Raw genomic sequence first — 26,865 nt, 5'->3', positions numbered from 1 at the left:
AATAGGGTTTTTTTGTTATATATGACTAAAATATAGGGATATTTCATCAATAATGTAGCAATTTTAGTTTATATATGATATAGTTAGTAAGGTTAAAAAGAATTGAGGAAAAAGATGAATATATTATTTAAAGATTTACCGATTAAAGAAGAAACAAAACAAGCTATAGAAGCTTTAGGTTTGGTTGAAACAACAGACATTCAACATCATGCAATTCCATTGATGTTAGAGAAAAAAGATCTCATTGGTCAAGCACAAACAGGAACAGGGAAAACATTTGCTTTTGCTATTCCTATGATTGAACATATCGATCTTGACAATAAAAACATACAAGGACTTGTCATTTGTCCAACTAGAGAATTAACTTTACAAGTTTACAAAGAATTTTTAAAACTTGTTAAATTTAATAAACAAATTAAAATTACATCCATATATGGTGGAGAATCATATCAAAAACAATTTAAAGCACTTAAAGAACATCCACAAATCGTTGTAGCAACTCCTGGTAGAGCAATTGATCATTTACATCGTGGAACTATTGACTTATCGAGTTTAGATATGTTAATTATGGATGAAGCAGATGAAATGCTTAAGATGGGCTTTCAAGAAGACTTAGAAACACTTTTAAAAGACACACCACAAGAAAGACAAACAGCATTATTTTCAGCAACTATTCCAGCATTTATTAAAGAAGTTGCAAAAAAATATCAAAAAACTCCAGAAATTATAAAGATTAAAACAAAATCACTTACTGTTGATAAAATTGATCAATTTTATTACATGATTAAAAAAACAGATCGCGATCAACTTTTATTAAGAGCTCTAGATTTTTATAATCCTTCATCAGCAATTATATTTGCAAACACAAAAAGAGATGTTGATCATCTTGCAGCGTTTTTGCAAAAATATTCATATGAAGCAGATGCACTTCATGGAGATTTAAAACAATCTCAAAGAGATTATGTTATGAATCGCTTTAGATCAAGAAGACTTACATTATTAATTGCAACAGATGTTGCAGCACGTGGGCTTGATGTATCACATGTTGATATGGTATTTAATTATGAATTACCATTTGAAGATGAAATATATGTACATAGAATTGGTAGAACTGCTCGTGCAGGATTATCAGGTAAATCTGTATCATTTGTTTATCCTTCAATGAGAGGCAAATTATTCATGATTGAAAAATTTATCAAGCAACAAATGGTAGAATTAGAAATACCTACACTAATAGAAATTCAAGCAAAACAAGAAGAAACTTTATTTGAACAAATCAAACATGAAACAGATTCAAACGAAACCAATTACGATATGCTAATTGCTAAGTTTGTAGAACTTGGTTACGATAAAGATGATATCATTTCTGCCTTAATTAAGAAACTATCAGTTCAAATAAAAACTTATGAAGATATATCTAAACCTAGAACTAGACAAGATAATAATTTTTCAAAAGATCAATCAAGAAGTGGTTCAAGAAATAGATCAAGAAGTGGCTCAAGAGATCAATCAAGAAGTGGCTCAAGAGATTCATCAAGAAGTGGATCTAGAGATCAATCAAATAGAAGAGATGACAATTCAAAACAATACTTTACAGCTACTATCAATCTTGGTAAAAATGATGGATTAAGAGCGCCTCATTTATTAGACTATTTCAAGAAAAACGCTGATATGTATCCTAGTAACATTGGTGATATCAATATCAGTGATGATCATACAGACTTTGAAATTCACGTGAAAGCTGTGAAAAGGCTAGACCAACTTACAGATAAAGTATTTAAAGGTCGTAAATTAAAGTTTAAAATTACAAAAAAATAATACCTTAAAAAATAGAAAATATGAACATTTCATGATACAATAAGTATGGAATTCATATTTTTTTATTTATATAAATAAAGGAGGACTTACATGGCACATTTGTTTGACAGGATGCATGACAATTTTTTTAGTGTGCTTTCCTCCCCAAATAGAAATACATATGTCGATTGTATTTTCATTATTTATAATGCTATTGATACGATTGAAGATGCTTTTCAGGGGGATCGAGAATTCATCGTTTCCAAGTTAGTTGATTATTTTGATGATCAACAAACTGATGAATTTTTAGACATGGATGAAGATGAACAATCAAACACTTCAAGACAAAAAGCGATTCACGTTATTAATGTATTAAAAAAGAATGGATGGTTAGGTGAAGAGGAATTAGGTAATTATAAAACCTCGTTAAATCTTTTTGATTATTCCATCCAAATCATAGATATATTAAGTCGCATAAAAAATAATCAACAAAACGAATACACAGGAGAAATCTACACAGTGTATTCTCTTTTGTCTAGTTTTACAATTGAAGAAGGTATCGGTGTTTTAGAACAAGCGTATTTAAAAACAAATGATATTATTAGAAAACTAAAAGCTTTAAAAGCTAATATTTATCGTTATTATTATGACATCACAAAAAAACATTCTAAAAATGACCTACCTCAATTATTAGAAAAACTACTTGTTGAATATAAGCAAAATTTCTTTGATTCAGCATATTATAATTTAAAAACGACAGATAGTTTATCTAGATATAAAAGAGGCATCTTAGAATCAATTTCTAACATACAAAATGATGCAGATTTAATGGATGAGCTTGCAAAAGTTGTCATTAAAGTCAAACGTATTGAAGATTATAATGAAGCATTTTTATATGTTGAAGATCGTATGAGGTTTATTACAGATAGTTTTTCTGCACTAGAGTATTTAATCTTAGCGATTGACCGTAAGAATGAACAGTATATTTCAGCAGCAGCTTCTAAGATTTTATTCTTCACCAATCAATCAGATGATATAGAAGGTATATTTAACAGATTGTTTAGAATTTTACTCAATCACAGTGATTTAGATTACAATCAACTCTTTCATATCACTCAGATGAAAAACTTGGATACGGATTCACTTTATAATCAAAGAAGACAAAGAGTACTACCAGAACCTGAAGAAATCAATTTTGATGATAGTTTTATCTCTGATGCATACAGAAAAGAGAAAATCAAAGCATTACTCAAAAATAATATTTATGGTAAAAAAGAAATTGATTTATACGTGAAATCTACTTTAGGACAACAAAAAGAAATTGAAGCTAAAGATATTCTACTTGAAACACAAGAAGATTACGTTAAACTCATTTTGATATTCTTATATTCAAAATCAGTAGGTATGCACTATGAAGTTAAACTTACTAAAGATAAATGCAAGAATAATTTCGTAACATTCCAAAACTTCATTATAAGGAGCATATAATTATGAATAAAACAAATGCAATGAAACAATTAAATGATATATACTTCAACTTAAAAGAAGGCGAAAAAAATAATGTTTCTAGAATCGTCAATAAATTACTTCAAGTTAATTTTTTAACCAAAAGAAAACCTGGAGATGCAAACGATTATAGATTTATTCTTGCGTATAAAGAAGTTTTTGAGGCATATTTCACTTTAGCTGATTTCAATCTAAATATTCATAGAGATGATGAAGTTGTTTATATTTCAAATGAACAATTATTTAATCATATGCGCTTAAGAAAAACTGAAACAATAATGTTATTAATTCTTCGTATATTATTTCAAAGAAAAAAAGATTTTGTCACATTAGATGATGATGTAGAAATCTTCTTGCATGAAATACATAGTGAACTTACAAGAATTGGATATCTTGATCATAAGCGTATTACAAAAGATCGTTTGAAACCAGCATTAACGTTTTTAAGAAATTACAATATGATTGATTACATTGATCGTGGATTAAACGATGATGCAAGAATCAAAATATATCCAACAATCTTATATGTTACAAATCTAGAATCTATTAAAGAAGTCGTAGATAAATTTGAAGCATATGCGGAAGGAGATACATCTGATTATGAAGAAATTGACGAAGATTAAATTAATTAATTGGCATTTATTTTCAAATCAAACGATAGATATTAAAGACAATGCTTTAATATCAGGTGAAAATGGATCTGGTAAATCGACTTTATTAGATGCAATGCAATATCTTCTAGTCGGTGGTAGAAGTGGCGCAAAATTCAATATAGCAGCTACTGATGATGCGAAACGTACACTTGAAGGATACATTAAAGGTAGAATCGGTGCAGAAAATAAAGAATACTTAAGAAATGGAGATGTGATTACACATCTTGCATTAGAATATTTTGATGAACAAAGCAAACAATATTCAACAATGGGTGTTGTTTTAGAACTTCCAAAATCAGGGAATCTAAAAGAAAGATTTTATCTTTTAGATAATATATCTATTCATGATAGTCTTTTTCTTGATAAGAAATATCCAAGAGACTATAAATCTATGAAAGCATATTTAAAAACATTAGATATGGATTTTTCTCCATTTGAGTCTCAAAGAAAATATAGAGAAGCACTTGCAAGATTTTTTGGCATGGATGCTACAAAATATGCAAAAATCTTACCAAAGGCTTTAGCGTTCAGATCTATTGATTTACAACAATTTGTTTTTGAGTTTTTATTAGATGATGATCCAATTGATATTCAATCCTTAAAAAACAATGTTGCACAACTTAAAAAGATTGAGCAGCAAATTAAAAATGATAGAGATAAATTAACACAATTAACATTAATCAATGAAAAAGGCGAAGATATTGAACAAAATATACGCCAAAAAGATATTAATAACCTAATTGATCAATTAAATTGGGTTGAAAAAAGAGAAGAGTTTATCAAAGAAAATGAAAATAGATTAACAAACATCAACAAACAACTTGATTATTTAAGAGATGCTAAATCTCAATTGGATGATCAAATGGATGAAAATGACACATCAATTTTAAATCTAGAACGTGCAAAAAATGATAATGATATCTCAAGAACTCTACAATCATATCAAGATGCCTTGAATAAAAAAGCTTTAGAGTATGAAAAACAAAAAGAAAATGTTTTACAAGTTAAACAAGACTTACAAAGAGAATTTAACGTGATGAAAGAATTGGCTAATCTTATGCCAAATCAAAGCATTAAACAATTTGTTCAATATTATCAACAATCCATGGATCAACTTGACACAGAAGAACTTAACAATCATTTAAGTACTCTAGAACAAGATGTTAAATCATTAGTACAAGCATATACACTTGAAAAAGATAAATTAGAAAAAAATAAACAAGATTTATCAAGTAGTATTAGTCAGTCAAAAGCTAACTTACATCAACTTAAAAAACATGTCAAAACTTATCCATATTATGTTCAAAAACTCATTACTTCACTAAATGATGAACTTTCAAATTATTACCAAAAAGAAGTGAATGTTCAACCGCTTTGTGAAATGATTGAAGTTAATGATGAAAAATGGAGAAATGCACTAGAAGGATATCTTGGAGGACAACGTTTTGATATTATTGTTGATCCTAAATATTTTAATGATGCATTAGAAATATATGATCGTATCAAGTTTGATCAAAAAATATACGGTGTTGGCCTAGTAAATACCCAAAAAATACAACACTATGATCAAATAAACGAAAATACACTAGCATCAAAAATAACTAGTGAGCATAAATATGCTAGATACTACGTTAATATGATGTTAAATAATATCATGTGTGTTGATGATGTTAAAGAATTAAAAAACTATCAAAGAGCAATCACAAGCACATGTATGACGTATTCAAATTATACAGCTAGACAAATCAATCCAAGAAATTATGAAGTTCCATTTATCGGTCAAAGTGCAACTGCCATTCAAACTGAAATGGAAGAACGCACATTAGCTGGATTAGAAGAACAAATGCAAGCATTATATAATTTAACTGATAAAAATGATCATATTTTAAAATTACTATTGCAATCTAGAAATGCACAATTGCTTCATCAAGGTCAAATTCGTTACCTTGATTTGATTAAACTCACAAGAAAAGAATATACTACCATTGAAGATCAAATCCTAGCATTAGGTAAGAGTAAGACGCTACAAAACATTGAAGAGCAAATTGAAAAAGCTAAACTTGCAAGGAAAGAATTAAGATTTGAATCTGATGAATTAGTTGGAAAGATTGCGACTCAAAGAGAAGAACGTCAACGTGTTCTAGATCGTATTGATGATGTTCAAATGAAACTTGATGAATTCGTCCAAGAACAAAAAGTTCTTGCACAAAAACATCCAGAAAAATTAAGTATCGCAAACACACAATTTTATGCATTAAAACAAAAATATAAACAAGATCATGATTCAATTACAAATTATCTTGCAAACTCTTCAGTCTCATTAAATTCACAAATTATCAAAGATAAGACTGAATTAGCTAATGTTATGAAAAACTATAACGAAACATATCACTTTGGTGCAGCAGCTACATTAGAAGAATTAGTCTATTATGAGCAAGAAGCCAATAAGATTAGAAACAATAATTTAGTTAAATATGAACAAGAAGCTACTGAATTAAGAAGAAGTTCTGAAACAGGATTTAAAGAAGAATTTGTTGGTAAACTAAGAGCAAGTATTGAAAATGCGCAACAACAAATTGCGGAATTAAATTATGCCCTACAAGACAAACGTTTTGGTAGTGATTCATATCAGTTAACGTATAAAGCAAGTACTGATCCTGATTATAAGATGTATTATGACATCATCATGAGTAATCAAGCCATTAGCAAGCATACGTTATTTACAGAAGGTTTAACGAAGAAAAATGAAGCAGCATTAATGGAGTTATTTGAAAAAATAGCTTCAAATGACCCTGAATATGACACATTAACATATAAATTCTTAGATTATCGTAACTATATGTCATATGATATTGAAGTTACCAATATTAATGGTAACAAATCTATGTTCTCTAAAGTTTCTAAAGAAAAGAGTGGTGGTGAAACACAAGTGCCATTCTATATCGTTATCGCAGCATCATTCCAACAATTATTAACCAAAAATAGAAGAATTGATTCAGGATGTATCGTCTTATTTGATGAAGCATTTAATAATATGGATGAATCAAGAATTGATGCGATGATGAAATTTTACAACTCACTTAGTATACAATTACTTATCGCAGTACCACCACAAAGAGTATCAAATATCATTAACTATGTAAATACGAGCTTAGTGATCGTTAAAGATAATGATTATGCAATTGTAGAAACATTTAATGATGAACGTCAAATAAGAATGTAGCAAAAAAAGGAGAAAGAATATGAAAGCAATCACACCTAATGACATTGACAAACTAAATAATAGTTTTAGTAAAAAACCTGTTCAAAAAGCATTATCTAGAGTTTTAGTTAAAAACAATTTAGCAGATCTATTTGAAAAGCAAGAATCAAGTTTATCTAATCAATTTAAGTTTTCTAATGAAATTAAAACATTACCTGTAACAAACCAAAAACAAAGTGGTAGATGTTGGATATTTGCAGGACTTAATCTTTTAAGAGAAGTCATCGCAAACAAATATGATTTAAAATCTTTTGAATTATCACAAAACTATACAGCTTTTTGGGATAAATTTGAAAAAATCAATTATTTTATCGAAATTATGGATGATTTCTTAACTGTCCATTATGATGATAGAACCCTGCAACACATCTTAAAAACAGGTATTCAAGATGGTGGACAATGGGATATGTTTGTATCACTGATTGAAAAATATGGTGTTGTACCTCAAGAAGCAATGGTTGAAACCACTTCTTCTAGTGGCACAAGATTTATGAATCAATTGATTAATGTTAAATTACGTAAATATGCAGCAGAAGCAAGAGCTTTAGCACAAAGTGGTAAACAAGCAGATATTAAAGCATTAAAAGAAAAGACTTTAGATGATTTTTATACATTGCTTGTAACTAATTTTGGTACACCTCCAAAAACATTTGATTTTGAATATGTATCAAAAGATACGTATAAAAATATTAAAGAGTTAACACCTCAAAGTTTTTATAAAGAACAAATCGGAGATATCTTAAAAGACTATGTATCTATTATCAATTCACCAACAATTGATAAACCATTTATGAAAACTTATACAGTTTCATATTTAGGTAATGTTATTGGTGGTAGAGACATTAAATACATAAATTTAGAAATGAAAGATTTAAAAGAACTTGTTATTAAACAAATGTTAGATAATGAAGTTGTTTGGTTTGGTTCAGATGTTGCTCGTTTTGGCGATAGAACTAAAGGTGTTTGGGATGACCAACAATTTGATTATGAGGAAATGCTTGGCATGTCTTTTGAAATGTCAAAAGAAAATCAACTATATTACAGTCAAAGTGCTATGAATCATGCGATGTTACTAACTGCTGTTCATCTTGATGAAGAAGTTCCAAAGAGATGGAAGATACAAAACAGCTGGGGAGATAAAACAGGAGAAAAAGGCTATTATATGGCTTCTGACTCATGGTTTGATCAATATGTTTACCAAGCAGTTATCAATAAGAAGTATCTATCTAAAGAACAATTGAAAGCTTGGGAACAAGAACCAGTCGTTTTAAAACCATGGGATCCTATGGGAGCACTAGCAAAATAATAAATGATAAGACACTTAAATGATTTAAAAATCACTTAGGTGTCTTTTTTAATGTGATGCACTTTGATATAATTAATATACGGGACGTGGCGTAGCTTGGTAGCGCGCTTGGATGGGGTCCAAGAGGTCGCAAGTTCAAATCTTGTCGTCCCGACCATTGAATAAAACTGGAGAGAATCATGAAAAATTTTAATCACATTATAGAACAATTTAAATATCATTCACTATTATATCTATTGCCATCAAGAGATATTAAAATGCTTAAAGATGACAAAGATGGATTTATATTTACTTTCTATGATGAACAACTTCAATTAGAAGAACTTAGATTTGCAGTGAATGATTCAAAAGCACTTTTAGATATTTTAAGAAAACATCCAAAGGAGTTGCTTATTCCTTTTGTGCCTAAAAGCTGGATTCCAAAATTAGAAGATGTAGGGGCAAAGCTAAGAAGTGTATTTAAAGATTATAAGAAGACAGATTTTTCTGATGTAAAAATAACTGAAAATTTTTTGTTTCTTCAAAGAAATGAAGCAGAACAAGCATCAATTTTAACCAGACAAGCTACTGGTGAGTCTCGAGGTTTTTTTGGTCAAACAAAAACATGGTTTGAAGGCTGGTTGGATGGAAGCTTAGAAGATGTAATCGAAAACAATCTATTTGTACAAAGTGTTATTGTTAAGAAAAACGAGAATAATCAATTAATTGGTCTGATATGTGTAGGTGTACATACAAAAAATAATCCGACATGCTGGATTAGAGAGCTAGTTGTAGATAAGACGTATGCAAATCAAAAGATTGCACAAAATCTCCTTAAACAAGGATTAGCATACGGAAAATCAAAAGGCGCAGTTCAAGCATCTTTGCTAGTTGATGAACTTAATATAAATGCGATTCATATATATTCAAAATTTGGATTTAAACCTAATGATGAAGATGGTCAAATCGATATGATTTTAAATGAGAAGAATTGATATAAAGTAATGCGATATGAATGATTTATGATCTCTTATTTGGTATAATAATTATAAAGTAAGATAAAAGGAGAACAAATATGATGATTTATGATTTCAAAGTGAAAAATATGAAAAATGAAGACGTATCTTTAGAAAAATATAAAGGAAAAGTCTTATTAATTGTTAATACAGCACCAAAATGTGGTTTTGCACCTCAATATGAAGGGTTAGAAAAACTATATGAAACATATGGCGGAAAAGATTTTGAATTACTTGATTTTCCATCAAATCAATTTATGAATCAAGCACCTGGAACAAATGAAGAAATTAAAGAATTTTGTGAATTAACTTATGGAACTAAATTTGAGACATTTTCAAAAATTGATGTAAATGGTAAAGATGCGATACCATTATATAAATACTTAAAAGAAAATGGTCCAAAAGAATTAAAAGGAACAGAAAAAGAAGAAGGCTTTTTAAGAAACATGCTTTTTGGAAACAAAATCAAATGGAATTTTACAAAATTTCTTGTTGATAAAGATGGTAAGATTGTTAAAAGATTTAGTCCAGGATTTAAACCAGAAGACATAGAAAAATACATTAAAGAATTAGTTGCATAACTTTAAAATGAATATTTATTAATAACATGAACTTTATATAATAAGGTTCATGTTTTTTAATATCTATATAAGAGATGTCTTATGCAATGTTAATTTTCTTTTTGTATATAAAACTATAGAGTTAACCTTTAAAAAATGGTAAAATAATATGAAAGCATCCGTAGCTCAGTTGGATTAGAGCGTAACCCTCCGAAGGTTAAGGTCGCATGTTCAATTCATGTCGGATGCACCATATGGAGGAGTACTCAAGTGGCTGAAGAGGCGGGCTTGGAAAGCTCGTAGACTGTAAAAGGTGCAAGGGTTCAAATCCCTTCTCCTCCGCCAATACGCACTGAAGTTGCTTCCAAAAGTTGGAGATATGGTATATTAAACCATATACTCTGATGGAGGGAGCTTTTTTATTTTATACCTCAATGGGGCATAAATCCATTGACAAATACCCCAATGGGGTATATAATAATGGTGTAGGTGGTGAATACTATGTCTAATAATATTAAAATAGTAAGAGAAAACTTAGAATTAACACAAGAACAAGTATCATTATTAACTGGCGTACCAGTAAAAACATTAAGAAACTGGGAACAAGAAGTAAGGAAACCCAGCGAGTGGACAATTGATTTAGTTATGGATAGATTACTAAGAGTAAAAATGGAAGAATATGCTAAGATCGATGAATCCTCAGGTGTTTTGTCATTTTTAACAATAAAAGAAAACATAAGTAAAATAGCTAAGAATTATGATATTGAAAAAGTTTATTTGTTTGGATCATATGTCAAAGGTCAAGCTACACAAAATAGTGATGTTGATCTATATATGGAGTCTGATTTATACGGTTTAGAGTATTTTGAATTTGTTGAACAACTAAGAGAAAATTTAAAGAAAAAAGTGGAAGTTCTAAGTAATAAAACAGTTCAAGAATATTCGAAAATTGATGAAGAAATTAAAAAGTCAGGAGCGCTGATTTATGAAAGATAAGATATATATTGATCGTATCATTAAGTATGCAAAGAAAATTGGCAGATATATGGAAGAAGTCGATACAATCACAGACTTTGAGAACAATGACGAGAAAGTCGATGCAGTTATATTAAATCTAGAACAAATCGGTGAAACAGCAAAGAAACTTTCAGATGAGACAAAACAAATTTATAATTCTATTCATTGGCCAAGCATTATTGGTTTAAGAAATATGATATCACATGAATACGAAGGTATTAGACTGAATATCATTTATGACATTGCTACAGTAAATATACCAGAATTGTTATATAAATTAGACAAATAATATGTGAATCGGTTACATTTAATTGAACAGTTTTCTTATAGAGTATGTTAGATAAATCATGTAAACCTTTAACAAGGAGGATTAAATATGAGTAAAACAGTGAAACATTATGATATGTTGATAGAAGAAAATAATGATCCAGTTTATGATTCTGAAGAAATGAAAGAGTACATGAAAAAGTGGGATGGGCAAAGTTTTTCTAAACACAATGGAATTAGATTTGACTAAAGCAGTTTTAGAAGTAGGAGTGGGAACGGGAAAAATCGCAATAAATGTTGTGCCATATTGTAGGAGTTTTACAGGAATTCTTATTTTAGAATTAGTGAAAAGCATATAATCTGAATATACGAAAGAATTTAATTTTAATAAAAAGATATAAAAGAAAGTATGATGAGTAATTGACAATCATACTTTTTTATTTATTTTAAAGTAAAAAGTCTTATAATTGAACAAGCGTTAAAAAGTGGTAAAATATATATAGATAAACAATTAAGGAGCATAAACTATGAAAGTACTATTTATTGGTGGAACAGGCTTAATATCAACAGCAGTTACAAATCTTGCAGCAAAAAGAGACATCGATCTTTATGTGTTAAATAGAGGGAATAAGAATACTGAATTACCCAAAGGTGTCACTTCAATCATATGTGATATCAATGATGAAAAAGCAGTTGAAAAGGCACTTAAACATCATAAGTTTGATAGTGTCGTTGATTGGATTGCTTTTAGTACAGATCAAGTTAAAAGAGATTATAAGTTATTTAAAAATATTACCGAGCAATATGTTTTTATTTCTAGTGCATCAGCATATCAAAAACCATTACCTAAACTACCAATAACAGAAGATGTTGCTTTGGATAATCAATATTGGGAGTATTCAAAAAATAAACAGCTATGTGAAGAATATTTGTTAAACTTAAAAGATGATAATTTTAATGTTACAATCATTAGACCATCACATACATATGACCATCATGGTTTGATATTTCAAATAAAATCAGATAAAAATCCATTCACTATCCCTCAAAGAATGATTGATCATAAACCAGTGATCATTCCAGATGATGGAAAGTCACTTTGGACACTTACATATAACTATGATTTTGCAGAGGCATTTCTAGATATTCTTGGTAATGAGAAAACTTATCAAAATTACTACCATTTAACATCTGATAAAGTTTATGATTGGAACCAATTAACTCAAGCTGTATATGATGCACTTGATGTTAAACCTAATGTCATTCATATCCCTACAGATTTCATTTTAAAGCATTTTCCTGAACTAAAAGGTGAATTGTATGGAGATAAAAAAGATAGTGCTGTATTTGATAATTCTAAGATCAAAAGAGTTGCACCAAACTATATATCAAAAACAGAGTATCCAGATATAGTGAAAAATTCTATAGCATATTATTTGAGTGATAAAAAACTACAAGAAATAGATGTTGATTTTACGAAAAGATATGATGCTTTAATAGAAGACTTTAAACAAAATTACAAATAATAAAGGAGTAAACTATGAAAAACTCAATTGAAAAAGTTCAAGACCAATTAAATAGTTTCACATCTAATTTTTTATCGGTTGTAATTTCAACTATTACTAATGAGCAAAAACCATATACATCATATGCACCATATGTCTTTTATGACAATCACTATTATTTTTTAATCAGTATGATTGCAAAGCATTATGACAATCTATCATTGAATCAAAATGCGAGTATTATGTTTATTCAAGATGAAGCACAAACACCAAATATATTTTTTAGAAAACGGCTTTCATATGCCGTTTCTACCATATTAGATATTAAAGATGATATGGTTAAAGGTGAATTTGTAAAACGCTTTGGAGATATGGCAACTATGTTATTTAAAATGGATTTTCTTATAGTTAAATGTAATATAGAAAACGGCAGATTTGTTATAGGTCCAGGCCAAGCATATAATATAGATTGCCAAAGACAAATCATCAATCAAGCAACAAATCCTAAAGGACATAATAAAAAATAAAGTATATTTAAATTTTTTTACATGTCCCTTTGAATTCATGTTAAAATAATATATGAATATTAAGCATAAAAGATTTCAAAAGGAGATTGTAAATGATTGTATGTGTAGGTGCGTCTGCTAGTGGGAAAACTCAATTAGCAAAAACTTTATATCAAAAATATGGTTATCAAAAATGTGTAACAACAACAACTAGAGAAAAAAGAGATGGTGAAATAGATGGTATTGATTATCATTTTGTTTCTAAACAAACATTTCTAAATCTTCAAAAAGAAAATGCCTTTTTTGAAGCATCTCAATATCACAATCATCTATATGGCATTCAAAAAAAAGATGTTCACAAAAATGGAATTGTTATTGTTGAACCAGATGGCGCAAATACTTTAATCAAACAATTAGCAAATGATATATTTGTTGTATATGTTAAAACAAGTGAAGCATTAAGAATAGAAAGAATGACAAAAAGAAATGATGATCCATTAATTATTGAACAAAGAATTAAAAACGATCAAAACATTTTTAATGAATCTAATTTAAATCGAATTGACTTAACAATTACCAATGAATCTAAAACATTAGAAGAACTAGCAAGATTTGTTAATCATAGCTATCAAAGATATATAAAAAATCAAGAAAAAGAAAAATGAGAAAACTCTCATTTTTTTTATGTATTAATAATAAAAAAAACTACTTAAATGATATAATATCAAGTGTCACTAGGAGAAAGCATGAAAAAATCAATACTTATAACCATATCATTTTTCCTTGTTCAAGGAATTATACATAATCTTGGTCATCCAGTAACGCCATCATTCGTTAGAAGTCTAGGTATACCAGACTTCATGTTTGGGGTGTTTTTTGCGTCTATGAGTTTTGGACTTATGATTGGTGGTCCAATTTGGGGTGTTTTAGGAGATAATGGCAAAAAGAGGAATTATATTGTAATTGGATTACTTATGTATAGTATTGGCCAATTTGGTTTTGGCTATGCAGGCAATCAATACATCATGGTATTTTTTAGATTCTTTAGTGGATTGGGTGTGGTTGCAGCAGCAACCTTATTAATTAGTCATATTATTGAAATTTCTGAAAAAAAAGATAGAACCAAACATTTAGCATATACAGCAGCAGCAATGACCCTAGGAGGATCGATTGGTTATTATCTAGGGGGATTCATAGGAACTAATGAAGTTATGGTAGATTTATTAAATATTACTTCATATTCTAAAATCTTTTTAATACAAGCTATATTAAATGTCTTTTATGCAGCATATATCTATTTTGCATTTAAAGATTCTAAATTTGATGTACAAACTGTAAAAAGACCAAATATGCTGCAAAGTTTAAAAGAAGTTGCACATATTAGACCAAGTTTATTATTCTTTTTAATATCTTTAACGTTCATGACTATAGGTGCAATCAATTTAAGCAAATATATGGATGTCTATTTTGATGAATTAGGTTATACACCGTTGCAATTAGGAACATTTGTTTTTACAACTGGTATTGTTTCAGTATTAACATCTATCTTTATAGTTCCTTTATTTGCTAGATTTAAAAAACAAATATTTGCGATTGCAATTATTCAAATATTAAGTGCAGTTATTGTATTATTTGTATTTAGAGCGTCTAATTTTTTATTAATTGTATATACTGTATATATGATATATGTTATCTTCAAAGCTGTATATCAACCACTAGAGCAAAATTTCATTTCACTGCATGCGGAAGAAGGAAAATTTGGGAGAGTCATGGGTGTTAGACAATCATTTTTATCAATAGGTATGGTCATAGGACCATTATTAGGTGGATTCTTATATGAAAGAAGTGCACTTTTATTATTTGATTCATCAGCACTTACATTTTTAATTGGTGTATTATTATTAGGTGTTGTTTATGTTTTAGAAAAGAAACATCAACAAAAGGTAAATTTAAGTGTTTAAAGCAAACACAATCAATCATTACAAAGATATCTCTAAAGAGTATTTATTGCTTTGGATTAGAGAATCAATTAAAAAAATGCACAAAGATCTTAATCTTGAAGATAGTGAGTTTAAACATATAGATACTCTTATGAATGCGTCTACGCAAAATATTGTAACCATTGCTGAAATTAGGAGAGAAGCTTTTAAACTGCATCAAAAAGCAAGATCATCAATAGATTTGACACATAAATTGCTTTATAGAATCTACGGACAATCATTATCAATCATTCATGTTAAGACACATGCTTTTCATGCAGCAAATTATATATTAAAACTGTATAAACTATATGATAAAGATGTGAAGTTAGTTTATGAAAATCAAGTAGAGAATTTAGAAAGTGCATATCAAGTGACATATAAAAAACTTGATGATATAATTTAAACATAAATCCACTTTCTCCGGATTATCAAAAGAAAAAATACGCGACCCATATCGCGTATTTTTCTTTATACATAAAAAAAAGTGATGATTATTCATCACTTAAATCAATCCAAAATCTTTGAATAATTTTATGGTCTGTAACATCATAGACCTCATTTTCTAATATCCCCTTATTTGCGATAATACTTTTAGCTGATGCAATATTTGATTTATCACATACCATTAAAACACGATTTATCCCTTTTTTTTTTGCTTCTATTAAAGCTAATTCAAGCATTATCTTAGATAATCCCATACCTCTTTTTGAAGGTCTAATACCATATGCTATATGACCACGAATCTTTAACAATATATCATTTAAATAATGTCTTATATTTACAAATCCAAAGATTTCATTATGTTCATCTACAAAAAAATAATTAGAATCTGGCACATAACCTCTAGGCAAATTAATATCATGTTCAGCTTGATAAAAATAACTTAAAAGATCTTCATAGCTCATATCCTTCATATCAGATGTCAATGGTGTCATGGATTGATCACCCCAGTCATCCAAATAATCTAGAAATTTAGCTTTATGTTCTAGATTAGGTTTTACTAATTTATACATATCTTCATACTTCCTTTTCTTGAAGAAATTATACCATAATTTGCTTTATTAAGCAAAGAAATCAATATGAACAAATGGTTCCATCACATCTAATTTCTGTTGCAGCTATATAGTTTTCATCTTTTTTTAAGATGATTTGACCACGACCAAAATGACCTAAATCAGGCTGAATAATAACATCATGACCTTTTTCTTTTAGACCCTTAATGATGGATTCATCTAGGTTTGGCTCGACATATATGGTGTTTTCTTTTATCCATTGGAATCTTGGTCGATCAAGAGCTTCTTGTGGATCAAGATTAAAATCTAGCATAGAAGATATGACTTGTAGGTGCCCTTGAGGTTGCATGAAGCCACCCATAACACCAAATGGTCCAACTGGCAATTTATCTTTCATGATAAATCCAGGAATAATTGTATGATAAGGTTTTTTATTTGGACCAATGTAATTGACTGATTTTTCATCCATAGAAAAATTATGTCCTCTATTTTGAAGTGTTATACCTGTATGAGGTACAACCAGTCCAGAACCAAAGCCCATATAGTTACTTTGAATGAAAGACACCATATTACCATCTTTATCTGCAGTCGCAAGATAAACAGTACCTGAAGATTTTGGATCTCCACATTTTGGAATTTGTGCATTTTCATTTATTTTTTCGTATCTTTGTTTTGCATATGATTTTGATAACATATCATCAACACTGATTTTCATGTACTCAGGATCTGCAATATAATTTAGTCCATCACTAAAAGCTAGTTTAATTGATTCAATATATTGATGATATGTGTCTACACTATCAGTTTCATTAAATTTATGGTTTTCAAGTATATTTAAACCCATGAGTCCAATGATACCTTGTGTATTTGGTGGAAGTTCATAAAGGTCATATCCTCTATATGAAGTGGAAATAGGATGTACCCAATTAACTTTGTGAGCACTTAAATCGCTTTTTCTAATTAAGCCACCATATTTAATTGAAAAGCTTTCAATTTTATCAGCGATATTTCCATTATAAAAACTATCCCCAAATGTATTGGCGATGTCTTCCAAGCTTTTAGCATGATCTTTTAAGACAACATCATCACCAACATCTGGAACATTTCCAAATGTTTCAAACCAGTACTTAAACATATCATCGTTTAAGTTTTTTTCATATATTTGTTTTGCACGCTTCCAATTGCTCGCAACTGTTGCAGAAATCTTATAGCCATCTTTTGCAAGCCTAATAGCAGGGGCTAAAACTTCTTTAAAAGAGAGCTTTCCATATTTTTTTGATAACTCCGCCCATCCCTTAACAACGCCAGGAACAGTGACGGGTAGAAACCCAAATCGCGGAAGTTCAGATAATCCTTTCTCCTTTAATACATCCATAGAAAGTAAAGCTGGAGATTTACCACTTGAGTTCATACCAATGAGTTTACCTTTATACCAAATAATCGCAAAATTATCTCCGCCAATACCATTACTTGTAGGTTCACATACAGTTAAGGCAGCAGCTGTTGCAATTGCTGCATCAATAGCATTTCCACCTTTTTTTAGAATTTCTAGTCCAGCATTTGCAGCATTAGGTTCGCTAGTAGCAACCACACCATGCTTTGCAAGTACGGGTGTTTTATTAGAATTGTACTTATTCATGATCTCACACCTTTTTATCTTAGTCTATATATAGTTTATCATTGATTTTATAAATCTATACAGGCTTTTATTTTCTTTTGTCATGTTATAATAAAACATATAGATAAAAAGGAGTTTTTTATGGATTATGAAATCACATTTAAAAACAACTCTAAAGAAGTGGTCTTTTTAATTGATAAAGATCCTAATTTAAAATCATTATTTGAAAATAAAAGTGAAATAAAAGTAAAAGTATCGGTAGATTACTATCAATCTTTAGTTCAAACAATTATTGCTCAACAATTGTCTACTAGAGTTGCTGATATCATCTATAATAGACTACTTGAGCTTTTAAACAATCAAATCGACCCATTTAACATACTAAATACATCAGATGATCAACTAAGAGATATTGGATTATCTAGACCTAAGATTAAGTATTTAAAGTCTTTAGCCAAACATATAGACGATAAAGAAATTTTGTTCGAAAAATTTGACTCTATGACAGATGAAGAAATCATCAATCAATTGACAGAAGTTAAAGGAATTGGTATATGGACCGCTCAAATGTTTTTAATGTTTTCAATGGGTAGAAAAGATGTTTTTTCCACATTGGATTTAGGATTAAGAAACGCACTTAAACAATTATTAAACAGACCGGAAATGACACATAAAGAAATTGAAGCCTATAGTCAAAAATGGATACCATATCGCTCATATGTTTCTCATTTTTTATGGCATTCTTGGGATTAACAAACATATATTATCAATGACATCAATTTGAAAGGACAGATATAAATAATGAAAAAACTAATATTTACAATATTTGGTTCTACAGGAGATTTAACATCAAGAAAACTGCTTCCTGCATTATCAAAACTATATAAAGATAATAAAATTCCTAAAGAAACTAAAATCATTTGTTTAGGTAGAAAAGATTTAAACACGAAATCATATCTAACTTATATGAATGATGAATCAAGTGCACCATTAGATTTAAAAACTTTAGAACAAATTGTTGAATATCATAAAATTCAGATTACAGATAAAAATGATTACAATGAATTAAAAAAAATTATCTCAAAGGAAACTGATAATCAAACAAAACAACTTTATTATCTTGCTATAGGTCCAGAGTTGTTCTTTGATGTTGCACAAAACATCAATCACTCTGGTTTGATCGAAAAAGCTAATGAAAATCAATTAATAATATTTGAAAAACCTTTCGGTCATGATTTAAAAAGTGCTAAAAAAATTAATCAAATGCTATGGGAATTCTTTGATGAAAAACAAATTTATAGAATTGATCATTACTTAGGAAAAGAAATGATACAAAATATTATGATGGTAAGATTTGCTAATAGAATCTTTGAAGAAGTTTGGTACAATAGAACAATTAAAAATGTAAAAATTATTGTTAAAGAAACAGATGGTATCTTTAATAGAGGTGGATACTATGATCAATCAGGTGCGCTAAAAGATATGGTGCAATCTCATTTAATACAAATGTTAAGTATGGTTTCAATGGAAGTACCTCTAAGTTATCATAGTGAAGATGTTAAAAATGAAAAAGTCAAAGCGATAGAAAATGTTTCATTTGATTCAAATTCATTTATATTTGGACAATATGAAGGATATTTAAATGAGGATAAGGTAAATAAAGATTCTAAAACTGAGACTTTTGTTTTTATAAAAGCATTTGTAAATACTCCAAGGTTTAAAGGTGTTCCTTTTTACTTAATGACGGGTAAGAAATTAGATCAAAAAGAATCAGTGATTATTGTTGAATTTGAAGAAACTTCAGAACAAAGAAAATGGAATCTACCATTATCTACAAATAAACTCTATATTAAAATTGCACCAGATGATGGTGTAGGCTTAAAATTTAATTCTAAAGTGCCTGGTTTAACAGGTGATGTCCAAGAAGTTGAATTAGAATACTGTGCAGCATGTAATGCTGTAGGTAATTTAAGTGAAGCCTATGAAAAACTATTACTAGAAGCTACAGAGTCACACAAAACCCTATTCACTAGATGGGATGAGATTGAATTATCTTGGAAGCTTATTGAGCATATCAAAGAAAAACAAACAGATCCTATCATTTATAATGATTACAAAGCCTTACAGGTTCTTATAAAAGAAAAAATGGATGTGAAAATGCCATGATTTATTATGATGTAAGTATGAAAATTACACCAGATATGCAAGTATATAAAAATAAGGATAGTAAAAAACCTGTTTTTAGAGTTGCATCTGATTTTGATACAAGTCCTGCTCATGAAACTGAAGTAACGATGAATCTGCACACAGGAACACATATGGATTTTCCGTTGCATATGATTAAAGATGGTCAAACATCAAGCAAATTGGAACTAAATAGACTCATTAGAGAAGTTAAAGTCTTTGATATGACTCATATTAAAGATGCAATTTCAAAAGATGATTTAGTTGATTTAGATATTTGTAAAAATGATTTTATTTTGTTTAAAACTCAAAATAGTTATGAAGATAAATTTAATTTTAAATTTATCTACATTGATCAAAGTGCAGCACTTTATTTAAATCAAAAAGAAATTAGAGGTGTAGGAGTTGATGCACTTGGTGTAGAGCGAGATCAAGAAAATCATATGACTCACAAATTGTTATTTGAAAAAGATATTTATATCATTGAAGGATTAAGATTGAAAGAAATTAAACAAGGATCTTATTTTATGTATGCTCTTCCTATTAAAATGGATCATGCAGATGCACTATTATTAAGTGTTATTTTGGTGGCATGACTTATGATTAGATTAGCTAAAATTAGTGATCTTAAACACATCTGGGATTTAAGATTAGAAACAACTAAGCTTTTAAAACAAAGAGGTATTGACCAATGGCAGTATCACTTACCAGATCAACAAACAATAACAAATGATATAAATCTTAATGAATTTTATGTTTATGAGCTTGATCGTCAAATTATCGGAATGATTGCGATTAAATCAGGCATAGAGCCAACTTATGACATCATATATGATGGCGCATGGACATCAGATAGACCGTATCTGACTATTCATAGATTAGCAGTCTCAAAGCAATTCTTAGGACAAGATATAGCTGAAAAACTGATGATATTTGCTCATAATCTAGCAAAAGAGAAACACATAGACTATATTAGAATAGATACACACGAGAATAACAAATATGCAATTAGATTTTTTAAATCTTTGGGATACGAGTTAAAAGGATACATATTTTTAAATAAAAATCATCCAGGAGATCCAAAAAGACTTGCATTTGATATATTACTATAGAAAAGGTGGGATAACATGAAAGTATTTTTAGATAAAAGATATGTAAAAATAGAATTGTATGAAGCATTCATGCTTGAATATAAAAATCACGAATTTATTTTCGATGTTGAAAAGAGTTATGATTGCCACATTATCATTACCGTTCCAAGTTATGTAACTATAGATGTTTTAGAACAATATAAAAATCTAAAATGGATTGAGTTGATTACTGCAGGTTATGATGGTATTGATTTAGAATATTTAAAGCGAAGAGGAATACTTTTAACCTATGCAAAAGATGTTTTTAGCATACAAATAGCAGAAGATGTCTTTTCTAAGATTTTGTATTTTAATCGACAATTAAAAAATCATATGAAAAATCAAGAAAAACATTTATGGAAATTTCAAAAATCAGACCATGAACTTTATGGAGCTACAATAGGGATTATAGGTACAGGATCTATTGGACAACATATTGCAGAGCGAATGAAAGCATTTAAAACAAAAGTTATTGGATATAAAAGACATTTAACACATGTAGATTTTTTTGATAAAATTTATACAACATCTGATGGGTTATATGAACTTCTTAAAGAAAGTGATTATATTATCATCGCAATCCCGTTAACAAAAGATACTAAAAATTTAATTGATGCTAGAGCATTATCAGTTATGAAAAAAGACGCATTGATTGTTAATGTAGCAAGAGGAGAAATCATTGATCAAATTGCACTTAAAAAAGCATTAATGAATAACCAAATAAGAGGTGCTGCTTTAGATGTAACAAGTCCAGAACCACTACCTAAAGATGACACGTTATGGGATTTAGACAATTGTTTAATTACGCCACATAATGCTTCATCATCTCCTAAAGTTAACAACAGAATTGCCTTTGAGATTATAGATACTTTTAAAAAGTATCTAGAACAAATTGAGTTAGATAATAAAGTTGTATAAAAAGTGAACATGTGTTCACTTTTTTTCTTATGTAAAAAATCATATAATAATTGACAATATATAATATTGTGATAGAATTAAAAGAGTATTTTGAAATTCAAATCATTTGAGATACAAAAAATAGAGGTGGTACATATAAGAAAAAATATTGTAATACAGATTATGCCGAATATGAAAAACCAAAGTTTAACTCAAAAATAAAAAAAAGTGATGGTACATCATGACAATAAAAGAGATACAGAATATAATTAAAGAATTTGAGAAATCTACATTGATGCATCTAGAATTAGAGACTAAAGATGTAAAAATCAAATTATCCAAACAAAAACAAAATGAAATAATCGAAGAAAAAATAGATAAAAATCAACATACAAAAGCATCAGGACACGCTGATGATAAAAACAAACTGAATAAAGAAGATCAAACCTATATCAAATCGCCGCTTGTAGGAACTTTTTATATGCAATCAACACCAAATGCGAAACCTTTTGTCCAAGTTGGACAAAAAGTCAAAAAAGGACAAGTCGTTTGTATTATTGAAGCGATGAAAATTATGAATGAAATCACTTCACCTTATACGGGTGTCGTTAAATCAATTGAAGTTCATAATAAAGATGTCATTGGATATGACCAAGTTTTAATGACGATTGGTGAAGTCGTTGAAAAATAAATTATTAATTGCAAACAGGGGCGAAATTGCTGTTCGTATTATTAGAGCAGCAAAAGAATTAGGCATTGAAACTGTAGCTGTTTATTCAAAAGCAGATGAAGATAGTTTGCATGTGAAATTAGCAGATCAAGCAGTTTGTATAGGAGAAAATTTAGCATCTGATAGCTATTTAAATATGAATAGAGTACTTTCAGCAGCTATATCAACTGGATGCAATGCAATACATCCAGGATATGGCTTTTTATCTGAAAAGCATGAATTTGTAGAGATGGTTGAAAGTTGTCAAATCAAATTTGTAGGTCCAACGTCAAAATCTATTAAATTAATTGGAGATAAGTCATCTGCAAGAACTATTGCAAAACAAAATCACATACCTATTGTTGAAGGTAGTGATGGACTTGTCCCTACAGTAGAAGATGGATTAATAGTTGCTAAAAAAATTGGATATCCAGTGATGATAAAAGCCACAAGTGGTGGCGGGGGTAGAGGTATAAGTATTGTAGGCTCTGATGAAGAATTCAAGAGCGCTTTTTCTCGTACATCACTAGAAGCACTTTCTAATTTTGGAGATGGTGCATTATACATCGAAAAATTTATTGAATCACCAAGACATATAGAGATACAAATCATTGGAGATAGCTTAGGAAATTATGTTCATTTATTTGAGCGTGATTGTTCGATGCAAAGAAGAAATCAAAAAATGATTGAAGAAGCACCAAGTTCAGTTTTAAATGACATATTAAGAAGGAAAATGGGCTTAGCTGCCTTGAAATTAGCTAAATCAATAGAATATGTAAATGCAGGTACAGTTGAATTTTTAGTTGATCGTAAACAAAATTTTTATTTTATTGAAATGAACACAAGAATTCAAGTTGAGCACCCTGTAACTGAAATGATTACTGGTGTAGATATAGTTAAAGAACAATTAAGAATTGCATATGGAAAAGCTTTAAGTTTTAAACAAAGAGATGTAAAGATTAAAGGACACGCAATAGAATGTAGAATTAATGCAGAAAATCCTATGAAAAACTTTATACCAACACCAGGGAATATCAAAAATGTAATATTTCCAGGAGGTATGGGTATTAGAATAGATACGCATATCTATCCAGGCTATGATGTGCCCCCATTTTATGACTCAATGTTAGCCAAGCTAGTTGTTTATGCTCCAACACGCTTAGAGGCTATTAAAAAAATGCGTGTAGCATTAGAACAATTCGTTATTGAAGGTATTGAAACTAATATCGAGTATCAATATCTTATTATGTATAATCCAGAGTTTATAAAAGGTGTTTATGATACAGGATTCATCCAAAGATTTAATCGTCTTGTGGAGGAAAACAAAAATGAATGATTTTTTAGAACAAAGAAAAAAAAGATTAGAAGAATTTAAAAAAAATGTTAGAAAAAAACAAATCACATATAAACCTTTAGATATTCCTGAAGGTTTATTTATTAAATGTGACCAATGTGGCGCAGCCATTTATGAAAAGACTTTGCAAGTCGATCATTATGTTTGCCCTTTTTGTGATTATCATTTTAAAATGTCTGCTAAAGATAGAATTGCACTCATTGCAGATGAAGAAAGCTTTGACCAATTATTTAAGGATATTAAGTCTTTAAATCCACTTGGTATGGAAGGATATGAAGAAAAAGTTAAAATTGGTCAAAAGATATCGAATTTAAATGAAGCATTTTATTGTGGCAGTGCAACTGTTGTTGGTATAAAAGTTGCTATTGGAGCACTTGATTCATCTTTTATGATGGGATCTATGGGCAGTGCAGTAGGAGAAAAAGTAACTAGATTAATTGAATATGCGACACATGAAAAACTACCACTCCTTATTTTTTCTGCATCAGGTGGTGCTCGTATGCAAGAAGGTATTCTATCATTGATGCAAATGGCAAAAACAAGTGCAGCGCTTACTAGACATGATCAAGAGGGATTACTTTATATTAGCATTCTTACAAATCCAACAACTGGTGGTGTAGCAGCAAGCTTTGCGTCACTGGGTGACATTATGATTGCTGAAAAGTCATCATTAATCGGGTTTGCTGGTGCTAGAGTTATAAAACAAACTATTAGACAAGATTTACCTGATGGATTTCAAACAGATGTTTTTCAACTTAATCATGGACAAGTTGATATGATCATACATAGAAATGACATGAGAAAAACACTCTATAATTTATTAAAACTACATAAAAGAGATGATGAAATATGAGTCAGAAAAAAACAGCGTGGGAAATTGTAAAATTAGCTAGACATCCTAAACGCATGACTTCAAGAACACTTATAGACTTATTGTTTACTGATTTTATTGAAATGAAAGGTGATCGATTATTCAAAGATGATCAATCCATTATTGGAGGCATTGCAAAATGCAATGCAATTCCTATAACGATTATTGCAGAAGAAAAAGGGAAAGATACCGAAGATAAGATAAAGCATAATTTTGGTATGCCTCATCCAGAAGGATATAGAAAAGCAATAAGATTGATGAAACAGGCAGAAAAATTTAATCGACCGATTATTACCATTATAGATACTCCAGGTGCCTACCCAGGCATTGAAGCTGAAGAAAGAGGACAAGCTAGGGCTATTGCATATAATATATTTGAGATGATGAAATTAAGAGTTCCTATTCTTGTAATCATATTAAGTGAAGGTGGATCTGGTGGAGCACTTGCAATAGGTGTAGGTGATTACATCATGATGTTTGAAAATGCAATTTATTCAATTTTATCTCCAGAAGGATTTGCGTCAATTTTATTCAAAGACAGTCAACAAGCTGAAAAAGCAGCAACAATGATGAAACTTACTGCTAAAGATTTATTAGCGTTTAATGTTATTGATCAGATTATTTTAGAAAAAGAAGGACTTCATGAAAATCCTTTATATGGCATTGAACAGTTAAAGAAACATTTAGGTACTAATCTTACAAAATTAATGAAACAAAATAAAGATAGTTTGCTTAAAAACAGATATGAAAAATTCAGAAGTATCGGCATTTATAGCGAAGAAGGAGAAAACAATGACTCAAGCGAAGATCAAGATAATATCTAGTGGAAAATATATTCCAAAAGATGTCATAACAAATCAAGATTTAGAAAAATTGGTAGATACCAATCATGAATGGATTGTATCTAGAACAGGGATTATTAGAAGACATAAAGCAAGAGATGAAGAAACCAGTGATATGGCTTATCTTGCTGCTAAAGATGCACTTGATAAATCTAAATATAATATAGAAGATATAGATTTAATCATTGTGGCATCTATTACAGGTGATCAAATGACACCATCTGTTGCTAACTTTGTGCAAAAGAAATTAGGCATAAAGCATGATTGCATGAGCTTTGACATAAATGCTGCATGTACAGGTTTTGTTTATGGCCTTGAAGTTGCATCCATGATGTTGTCATCTGGTAAATTTAAAGCAGCGATTGTTATTGGTGCTGAAAAGTTAACTCGAATCACTAATTATGAAGATAGAAATACTTGTGTTTTATTTGGTGATGGTGCAGGTGCACTACTTATTGAGCCTAGTGAAGAGGAAAACAGACAAGCATATTTTTATAATGCTGCAAAAATCGATGAAACCGACGCATTAACCGTCGTTAAACATATTAAAATGGACGGTAGAAAGGTTTTCTTATTTGCAGTTGATATTATGCAAAAAAGCATCCAAAAGGTATTAAAAGATGCAAATTTAACGATTGATCAAATCGATAGAATTATTCCACATCAAGCAAATATGAGAATTATTCAATCAGTGTCAAAAGCAATGGATATTCCAATGGAAAAATTCAAAATAAACTTAGAAGAATATGGAAATACATCGGCTGCAAGTATTCCAATAGCTTTAGATGAATATATGAGTGAAGAAAATCAGGAAAACAAAAAAATTATCTTAGTTGGCTTTGGTGGTGGCTTTACTTATGGTAGTGCATTGTTTAGCCTATAGGAGATTGT

27 protein-coding genes and 3 tRNA genes are annotated in these 26,865 nt (G+C 29.4%); 28 read left to right on the top strand and 2 right to left on the bottom strand.

The annotated features are described in order from the left end of the window. The first annotated feature begins 114 nt into the window (after nucleotides 1-114). From MPAN_RS06175 to MPAN_RS06090, 18 genes are all read left to right on the top strand, one after another. On the top strand, nucleotides 115-1,818 hold the full coding sequence (locus MPAN_RS06175) for a DEAD/DEAH box helicase (protein WP_176238854.1): 1,704 nt from the start codon (nucleotides 115-117) through the stop codon (nucleotides 1,816-1,818). A gap of 90 nt (nucleotides 1,819-1,908) precedes the next feature. Continuing rightward, nucleotides 1,909-3,285, top strand: a complete 1,377-nt coding sequence (locus MPAN_RS06170; RefSeq protein WP_176238855.1) for a Wadjet anti-phage system protein JetA family protein — start codon at nucleotides 1,909-1,911, stop codon at nucleotides 3,283-3,285. Nucleotides 3,286-3,287: 2 nt separating this feature from the next. Further along, entirely contained in the window at nucleotides 3,288-3,926 is a 639-nt protein-coding gene (locus MPAN_RS06165; RefSeq protein ID WP_176238856.1) for a DUF4194 domain-containing protein, read from the top strand. Next, nucleotides 3,904-7,179, top strand: coding sequence for an ATP-binding protein (locus MPAN_RS06160; RefSeq protein ID WP_176238857.1), 3,276 nt, complete (start codon nucleotides 3,904-3,906; stop codon nucleotides 7,177-7,179). Before MPAN_RS06165 ends, MPAN_RS06160 begins: the two co-directional genes overlap by 23 nt. Nucleotides 7,180-7,198: 19 nt before the next feature. Further along, nucleotides 7,199-8,524, top strand: coding sequence for a C1 family peptidase (locus MPAN_RS06155; protein ID WP_176238858.1), 1,326 nt, complete (start codon nucleotides 7,199-7,201; stop codon nucleotides 8,522-8,524). Nucleotides 8,525-8,604: 80 nt separating this feature from the next. After that, a tRNA-Pro gene (locus MPAN_RS06150) sits at nucleotides 8,605-8,681 on the top strand. A gap of 22 nt (nucleotides 8,682-8,703) precedes the next feature. Next, nucleotides 8,704-9,498 (top strand): GNAT family N-acetyltransferase, encoded by a 795-nt coding sequence (locus tag MPAN_RS06145; RefSeq protein WP_176238859.1) that lies wholly within the window; start codon nucleotides 8,704-8,706, stop codon nucleotides 9,496-9,498. A gap of 80 nt (nucleotides 9,499-9,578) precedes the next feature. Beyond that, complete coding sequence (locus MPAN_RS06140; RefSeq protein WP_176238860.1) at nucleotides 9,579-10,100, top strand: glutathione peroxidase; 522 nt, start codon at nucleotides 9,579-9,581, stop codon at nucleotides 10,098-10,100. Nucleotides 10,101-10,254: 154 nt separating this feature from the next. Beyond that, nucleotides 10,255-10,332: transfer RNA gene (locus MPAN_RS06135), tRNA-Arg, on the top strand. A gap of 3 nt (nucleotides 10,333-10,335) precedes the next feature. After that, nucleotides 10,336-10,424 (top strand) — tRNA-Ser (locus MPAN_RS06130). 156 nt (nucleotides 10,425-10,580) lie between these two features. Beyond that, the gene (locus tag MPAN_RS06125) at nucleotides 10,581-11,075 is read left to right on the top strand and encodes a nucleotidyltransferase domain-containing protein (protein ID WP_176238861.1); all 495 of its coding nucleotides are present in this window, start codon (nucleotides 10,581-10,583) and stop codon (nucleotides 11,073-11,075) included. Continuing rightward, nucleotides 11,065-11,385: a HepT-like ribonuclease domain-containing protein gene (locus tag MPAN_RS06120; protein ID WP_176238862.1), complete on the top strand. Its 321-nt coding sequence runs from the start codon at nucleotides 11,065-11,067 to the stop codon at nucleotides 11,383-11,385. The genes MPAN_RS06125 and MPAN_RS06120 overlap by 11 nt, the downstream gene beginning before the upstream one ends. A gap of 87 nt (nucleotides 11,386-11,472) precedes the next feature. Next, a complete protein-coding gene (locus MPAN_RS06115) occupies nucleotides 11,473-11,613 on the top strand; it encodes a hypothetical protein (RefSeq protein ID WP_176238863.1) in 141 nt (46 codons plus the stop codon). 277 nt (nucleotides 11,614-11,890) lie between these two features. Then, nucleotides 11,891-12,889 (top strand): NAD-dependent epimerase/dehydratase family protein, encoded by a 999-nt coding sequence (locus MPAN_RS06110; protein WP_176238864.1) that lies wholly within the window; start codon nucleotides 11,891-11,893, stop codon nucleotides 12,887-12,889. Nucleotides 12,890-12,903: 14 nt separating this feature from the next. Next, a complete protein-coding gene (locus MPAN_RS06105; protein WP_176238865.1) occupies nucleotides 12,904-13,395 on the top strand; it encodes a pyridoxamine 5'-phosphate oxidase family protein in 492 nt (163 codons plus the stop codon). Between the two features lie 92 nt (nucleotides 13,396-13,487). Then, nucleotides 13,488-14,039 (top strand): AAA family ATPase, encoded by a 552-nt coding sequence (locus MPAN_RS06100; RefSeq protein WP_176238866.1) that lies wholly within the window; start codon nucleotides 13,488-13,490, stop codon nucleotides 14,037-14,039. An 81-nt stretch (nucleotides 14,040-14,120) separates the two neighbouring features. After that, a complete protein-coding gene (locus tag MPAN_RS06095) occupies nucleotides 14,121-15,335 on the top strand; it encodes an MFS transporter (protein WP_176238867.1) in 1,215 nt (404 codons plus the stop codon). After that, on the top strand, nucleotides 15,328-15,759 hold the full coding sequence (locus MPAN_RS06090; RefSeq protein WP_176238868.1) for a putative immunity protein: 432 nt from the start codon (nucleotides 15,328-15,330) through the stop codon (nucleotides 15,757-15,759). Before MPAN_RS06095 ends, MPAN_RS06090 begins: the two co-directional genes overlap by 8 nt. An 88-nt stretch (nucleotides 15,760-15,847) precedes the next feature. On the opposite strand, the gene MPAN_RS06085 is transcribed toward MPAN_RS06090, so the two are convergent. Both MPAN_RS06085 and ggt read right to left on the bottom strand, forming a co-directional pair. Beyond that, nucleotides 15,848-16,369: a GNAT family N-acetyltransferase gene (locus MPAN_RS06085; RefSeq protein ID WP_176238869.1), complete on the bottom strand. Its 522-nt coding sequence runs from the start codon at nucleotides 16,367-16,369 to the stop codon at nucleotides 15,848-15,850. 61 nt (nucleotides 16,370-16,430) lie between these two features. Then, nucleotides 16,431-18,008 carry a gamma-glutamyltransferase gene (gene ggt / locus MPAN_RS06080; RefSeq protein WP_176238870.1) on the bottom strand — a complete coding sequence of 526 codons (1,578 nt, stop codon included), beginning with the start codon at nucleotides 18,006-18,008 and terminating at the stop codon, nucleotides 16,431-16,433. Nucleotides 18,009-18,128: 120 nt separating this feature from the next. On the opposite strand from ggt, the gene MPAN_RS06075 reads away from it, so the two are divergent. The 10 genes from MPAN_RS06075 to MPAN_RS06030 all read left to right on the top strand — a co-directional run bounded on the left by MPAN_RS06075 (nucleotide 18,129) and on the right by MPAN_RS06030 (nucleotide 26,857). Next, entirely contained in the window at nucleotides 18,129-18,740 is a 612-nt protein-coding gene (locus tag MPAN_RS06075; protein WP_176238871.1) for a DNA-3-methyladenine glycosylase family protein, read from the top strand. 48 nt (nucleotides 18,741-18,788) lie between these two features. Continuing rightward, on the top strand, nucleotides 18,789-20,153 hold the full coding sequence (gene zwf, locus MPAN_RS06070; protein ID WP_176238872.1) for a glucose-6-phosphate dehydrogenase: 1,365 nt from the start codon (nucleotides 18,789-18,791) through the stop codon (nucleotides 20,151-20,153). Continuing rightward, nucleotides 20,150-20,767 (top strand): cyclase family protein, encoded by a 618-nt coding sequence (locus tag MPAN_RS06065; protein ID WP_176238873.1) that lies wholly within the window; start codon nucleotides 20,150-20,152, stop codon nucleotides 20,765-20,767. Before zwf ends, MPAN_RS06065 begins: the two co-directional genes overlap by 4 nt. A gap of 3 nt (nucleotides 20,768-20,770) precedes the next feature. After that, nucleotides 20,771-21,283: a GNAT family N-acetyltransferase gene (locus MPAN_RS06060; protein WP_176238874.1), complete on the top strand. Its 513-nt coding sequence runs from the start codon at nucleotides 20,771-20,773 to the stop codon at nucleotides 21,281-21,283. 15 nt (nucleotides 21,284-21,298) lie between these two features. Then, nucleotides 21,299-22,219, top strand: a complete 921-nt coding sequence (locus MPAN_RS06055) for a D-2-hydroxyacid dehydrogenase (RefSeq protein WP_176238875.1) — start codon at nucleotides 21,299-21,301, stop codon at nucleotides 22,217-22,219. A gap of 220 nt (nucleotides 22,220-22,439) precedes the next feature. Beyond that, complete coding sequence (gene accB / locus MPAN_RS06050; protein ID WP_176238876.1) at nucleotides 22,440-22,889, top strand: acetyl-CoA carboxylase biotin carboxyl carrier protein; 450 nt, start codon at nucleotides 22,440-22,442, stop codon at nucleotides 22,887-22,889. After that, nucleotides 22,879-24,243 (top strand): acetyl-CoA carboxylase biotin carboxylase subunit, encoded by a 1,365-nt coding sequence (accC, locus tag MPAN_RS06045; protein WP_176238877.1) that lies wholly within the window; start codon nucleotides 22,879-22,881, stop codon nucleotides 24,241-24,243. The genes accB and accC overlap by 11 nt, the downstream gene beginning before the upstream one ends. Further along, nucleotides 24,236-25,114 (top strand): acetyl-CoA carboxylase, carboxyltransferase subunit beta, encoded by an 879-nt coding sequence (accD, locus tag MPAN_RS06040; protein ID WP_176238878.1) that lies wholly within the window; start codon nucleotides 24,236-24,238, stop codon nucleotides 25,112-25,114. The genes accC and accD overlap by 8 nt, the downstream gene beginning before the upstream one ends. Next, nucleotides 25,111-25,956 (top strand): acetyl-CoA carboxylase carboxyltransferase subunit alpha, encoded by an 846-nt coding sequence (locus tag MPAN_RS06035; protein WP_176238879.1) that lies wholly within the window; start codon nucleotides 25,111-25,113, stop codon nucleotides 25,954-25,956. Before accD ends, MPAN_RS06035 begins: the two co-directional genes overlap by 4 nt. After that, nucleotides 25,925-26,857 carry a beta-ketoacyl-ACP synthase III gene (locus tag MPAN_RS06030; RefSeq protein ID WP_176238880.1) on the top strand — a complete coding sequence of 311 codons (933 nt, stop codon included), beginning with the start codon at nucleotides 25,925-25,927 and terminating at the stop codon, nucleotides 26,855-26,857. Before MPAN_RS06035 ends, MPAN_RS06030 begins: the two co-directional genes overlap by 32 nt. Nucleotides 26,858-26,865 lie beyond the last annotated feature (8 nt).

The sequence above is a fragment of the Mariniplasma anaerobium genome, from assembly GCF_016865445.1.
Taxonomy (GTDB): Bacteria; Bacillota_I; Bacilli_A; order Acholeplasmatales; family Acholeplasmataceae; genus Mariniplasma; species Mariniplasma anaerobium.
Note: the sequence above shows the minus strand (reverse complement) of the source record. Positions and strands in the feature narration are given on the sequence as shown.

What these genes read in the sequence shown, in the direction of transcription:
- MPAN_RS06175 (WP_176238854.1), top strand. Translation starts at nt 115, where the DNA reads ATGAATATATTATTTAAAGATTTACCGATTAAAGAAGAAACAAAACAA.
- MPAN_RS06170 (WP_176238855.1), top strand. Translation starts at nt 1,909, where the DNA reads ATGGCACATTTGTTTGACAGGATGCATGACAATTTTTTTAGTGTGCTT.
- MPAN_RS06165 (WP_176238856.1), top strand. Translation starts at nt 3,288, where the DNA reads ATGAATAAAACAAATGCAATGAAACAATTAAATGATATATACTTCAAC.
- MPAN_RS06160 (WP_176238857.1), top strand. Translation starts at nt 3,904, where the DNA reads ATGAAGAAATTGACGAAGATTAAATTAATTAATTGGCATTTATTTTCA.
- MPAN_RS06155 (WP_176238858.1), top strand. Translation starts at nt 7,199, where the DNA reads ATGAAAGCAATCACACCTAATGACATTGACAAACTAAATAATAGTTTT.
- MPAN_RS06145 (WP_176238859.1), top strand. Translation starts at nt 8,704, where the DNA reads ATGAAAAATTTTAATCACATTATAGAACAATTTAAATATCATTCACTA.
- MPAN_RS06140 (WP_176238860.1), top strand. Translation starts at nt 9,579, where the DNA reads ATGATGATTTATGATTTCAAAGTGAAAAATATGAAAAATGAAGACGTA.
- MPAN_RS06125 (WP_176238861.1), top strand. Translation starts at nt 10,581, where the DNA reads ATGTCTAATAATATTAAAATAGTAAGAGAAAACTTAGAATTAACACAA.
- MPAN_RS06120 (WP_176238862.1), top strand. Translation starts at nt 11,065, where the DNA reads ATGAAAGATAAGATATATATTGATCGTATCATTAAGTATGCAAAGAAA.
- MPAN_RS06115 (WP_176238863.1), top strand. Translation starts at nt 11,473, where the DNA reads ATGAGTAAAACAGTGAAACATTATGATATGTTGATAGAAGAAAATAAT.
- MPAN_RS06110 (WP_176238864.1), top strand. Translation starts at nt 11,891, where the DNA reads ATGAAAGTACTATTTATTGGTGGAACAGGCTTAATATCAACAGCAGTT.
- MPAN_RS06105 (WP_176238865.1), top strand. Translation starts at nt 12,904, where the DNA reads ATGAAAAACTCAATTGAAAAAGTTCAAGACCAATTAAATAGTTTCACA.
- MPAN_RS06100 (WP_176238866.1), top strand. Translation starts at nt 13,488, where the DNA reads ATGATTGTATGTGTAGGTGCGTCTGCTAGTGGGAAAACTCAATTAGCA.
- MPAN_RS06095 (WP_176238867.1), top strand. Translation starts at nt 14,121, where the DNA reads ATGAAAAAATCAATACTTATAACCATATCATTTTTCCTTGTTCAAGGA.
- MPAN_RS06085 (WP_176238869.1), bottom strand. Translation starts at nt 16,369, where the DNA reads ATGTATAAATTAGTAAAACCTAATCTAGAACATAAAGCTAAATTTCTA.
- ggt (WP_176238870.1), bottom strand. Translation starts at nt 18,008, where the DNA reads ATGAATAAGTACAATTCTAATAAAACACCCGTACTTGCAAAGCATGGT.
- MPAN_RS06075 (WP_176238871.1), top strand. Translation starts at nt 18,129, where the DNA reads ATGGATTATGAAATCACATTTAAAAACAACTCTAAAGAAGTGGTCTTT.
- zwf (WP_176238872.1), top strand. Translation starts at nt 18,789, where the DNA reads ATGAAAAAACTAATATTTACAATATTTGGTTCTACAGGAGATTTAACA.
- MPAN_RS06065 (WP_176238873.1), top strand. Translation starts at nt 20,150, where the DNA reads ATGATTTATTATGATGTAAGTATGAAAATTACACCAGATATGCAAGTA.
- MPAN_RS06060 (WP_176238874.1), top strand. Translation starts at nt 20,771, where the DNA reads ATGATTAGATTAGCTAAAATTAGTGATCTTAAACACATCTGGGATTTA.
- MPAN_RS06055 (WP_176238875.1), top strand. Translation starts at nt 21,299, where the DNA reads ATGAAAGTATTTTTAGATAAAAGATATGTAAAAATAGAATTGTATGAA.
- accB (WP_176238876.1), top strand. Translation starts at nt 22,440, where the DNA reads ATGACAATAAAAGAGATACAGAATATAATTAAAGAATTTGAGAAATCT.
- accD (WP_176238878.1), top strand. Translation starts at nt 24,236, where the DNA reads ATGAATGATTTTTTAGAACAAAGAAAAAAAAGATTAGAAGAATTTAAA.
- MPAN_RS06035 (WP_176238879.1), top strand. Translation starts at nt 25,111, where the DNA reads ATGAGTCAGAAAAAAACAGCGTGGGAAATTGTAAAATTAGCTAGACAT.
- MPAN_RS06030 (WP_176238880.1), top strand. Translation starts at nt 25,925, where the DNA reads ATGACTCAAGCGAAGATCAAGATAATATCTAGTGGAAAATATATTCCA.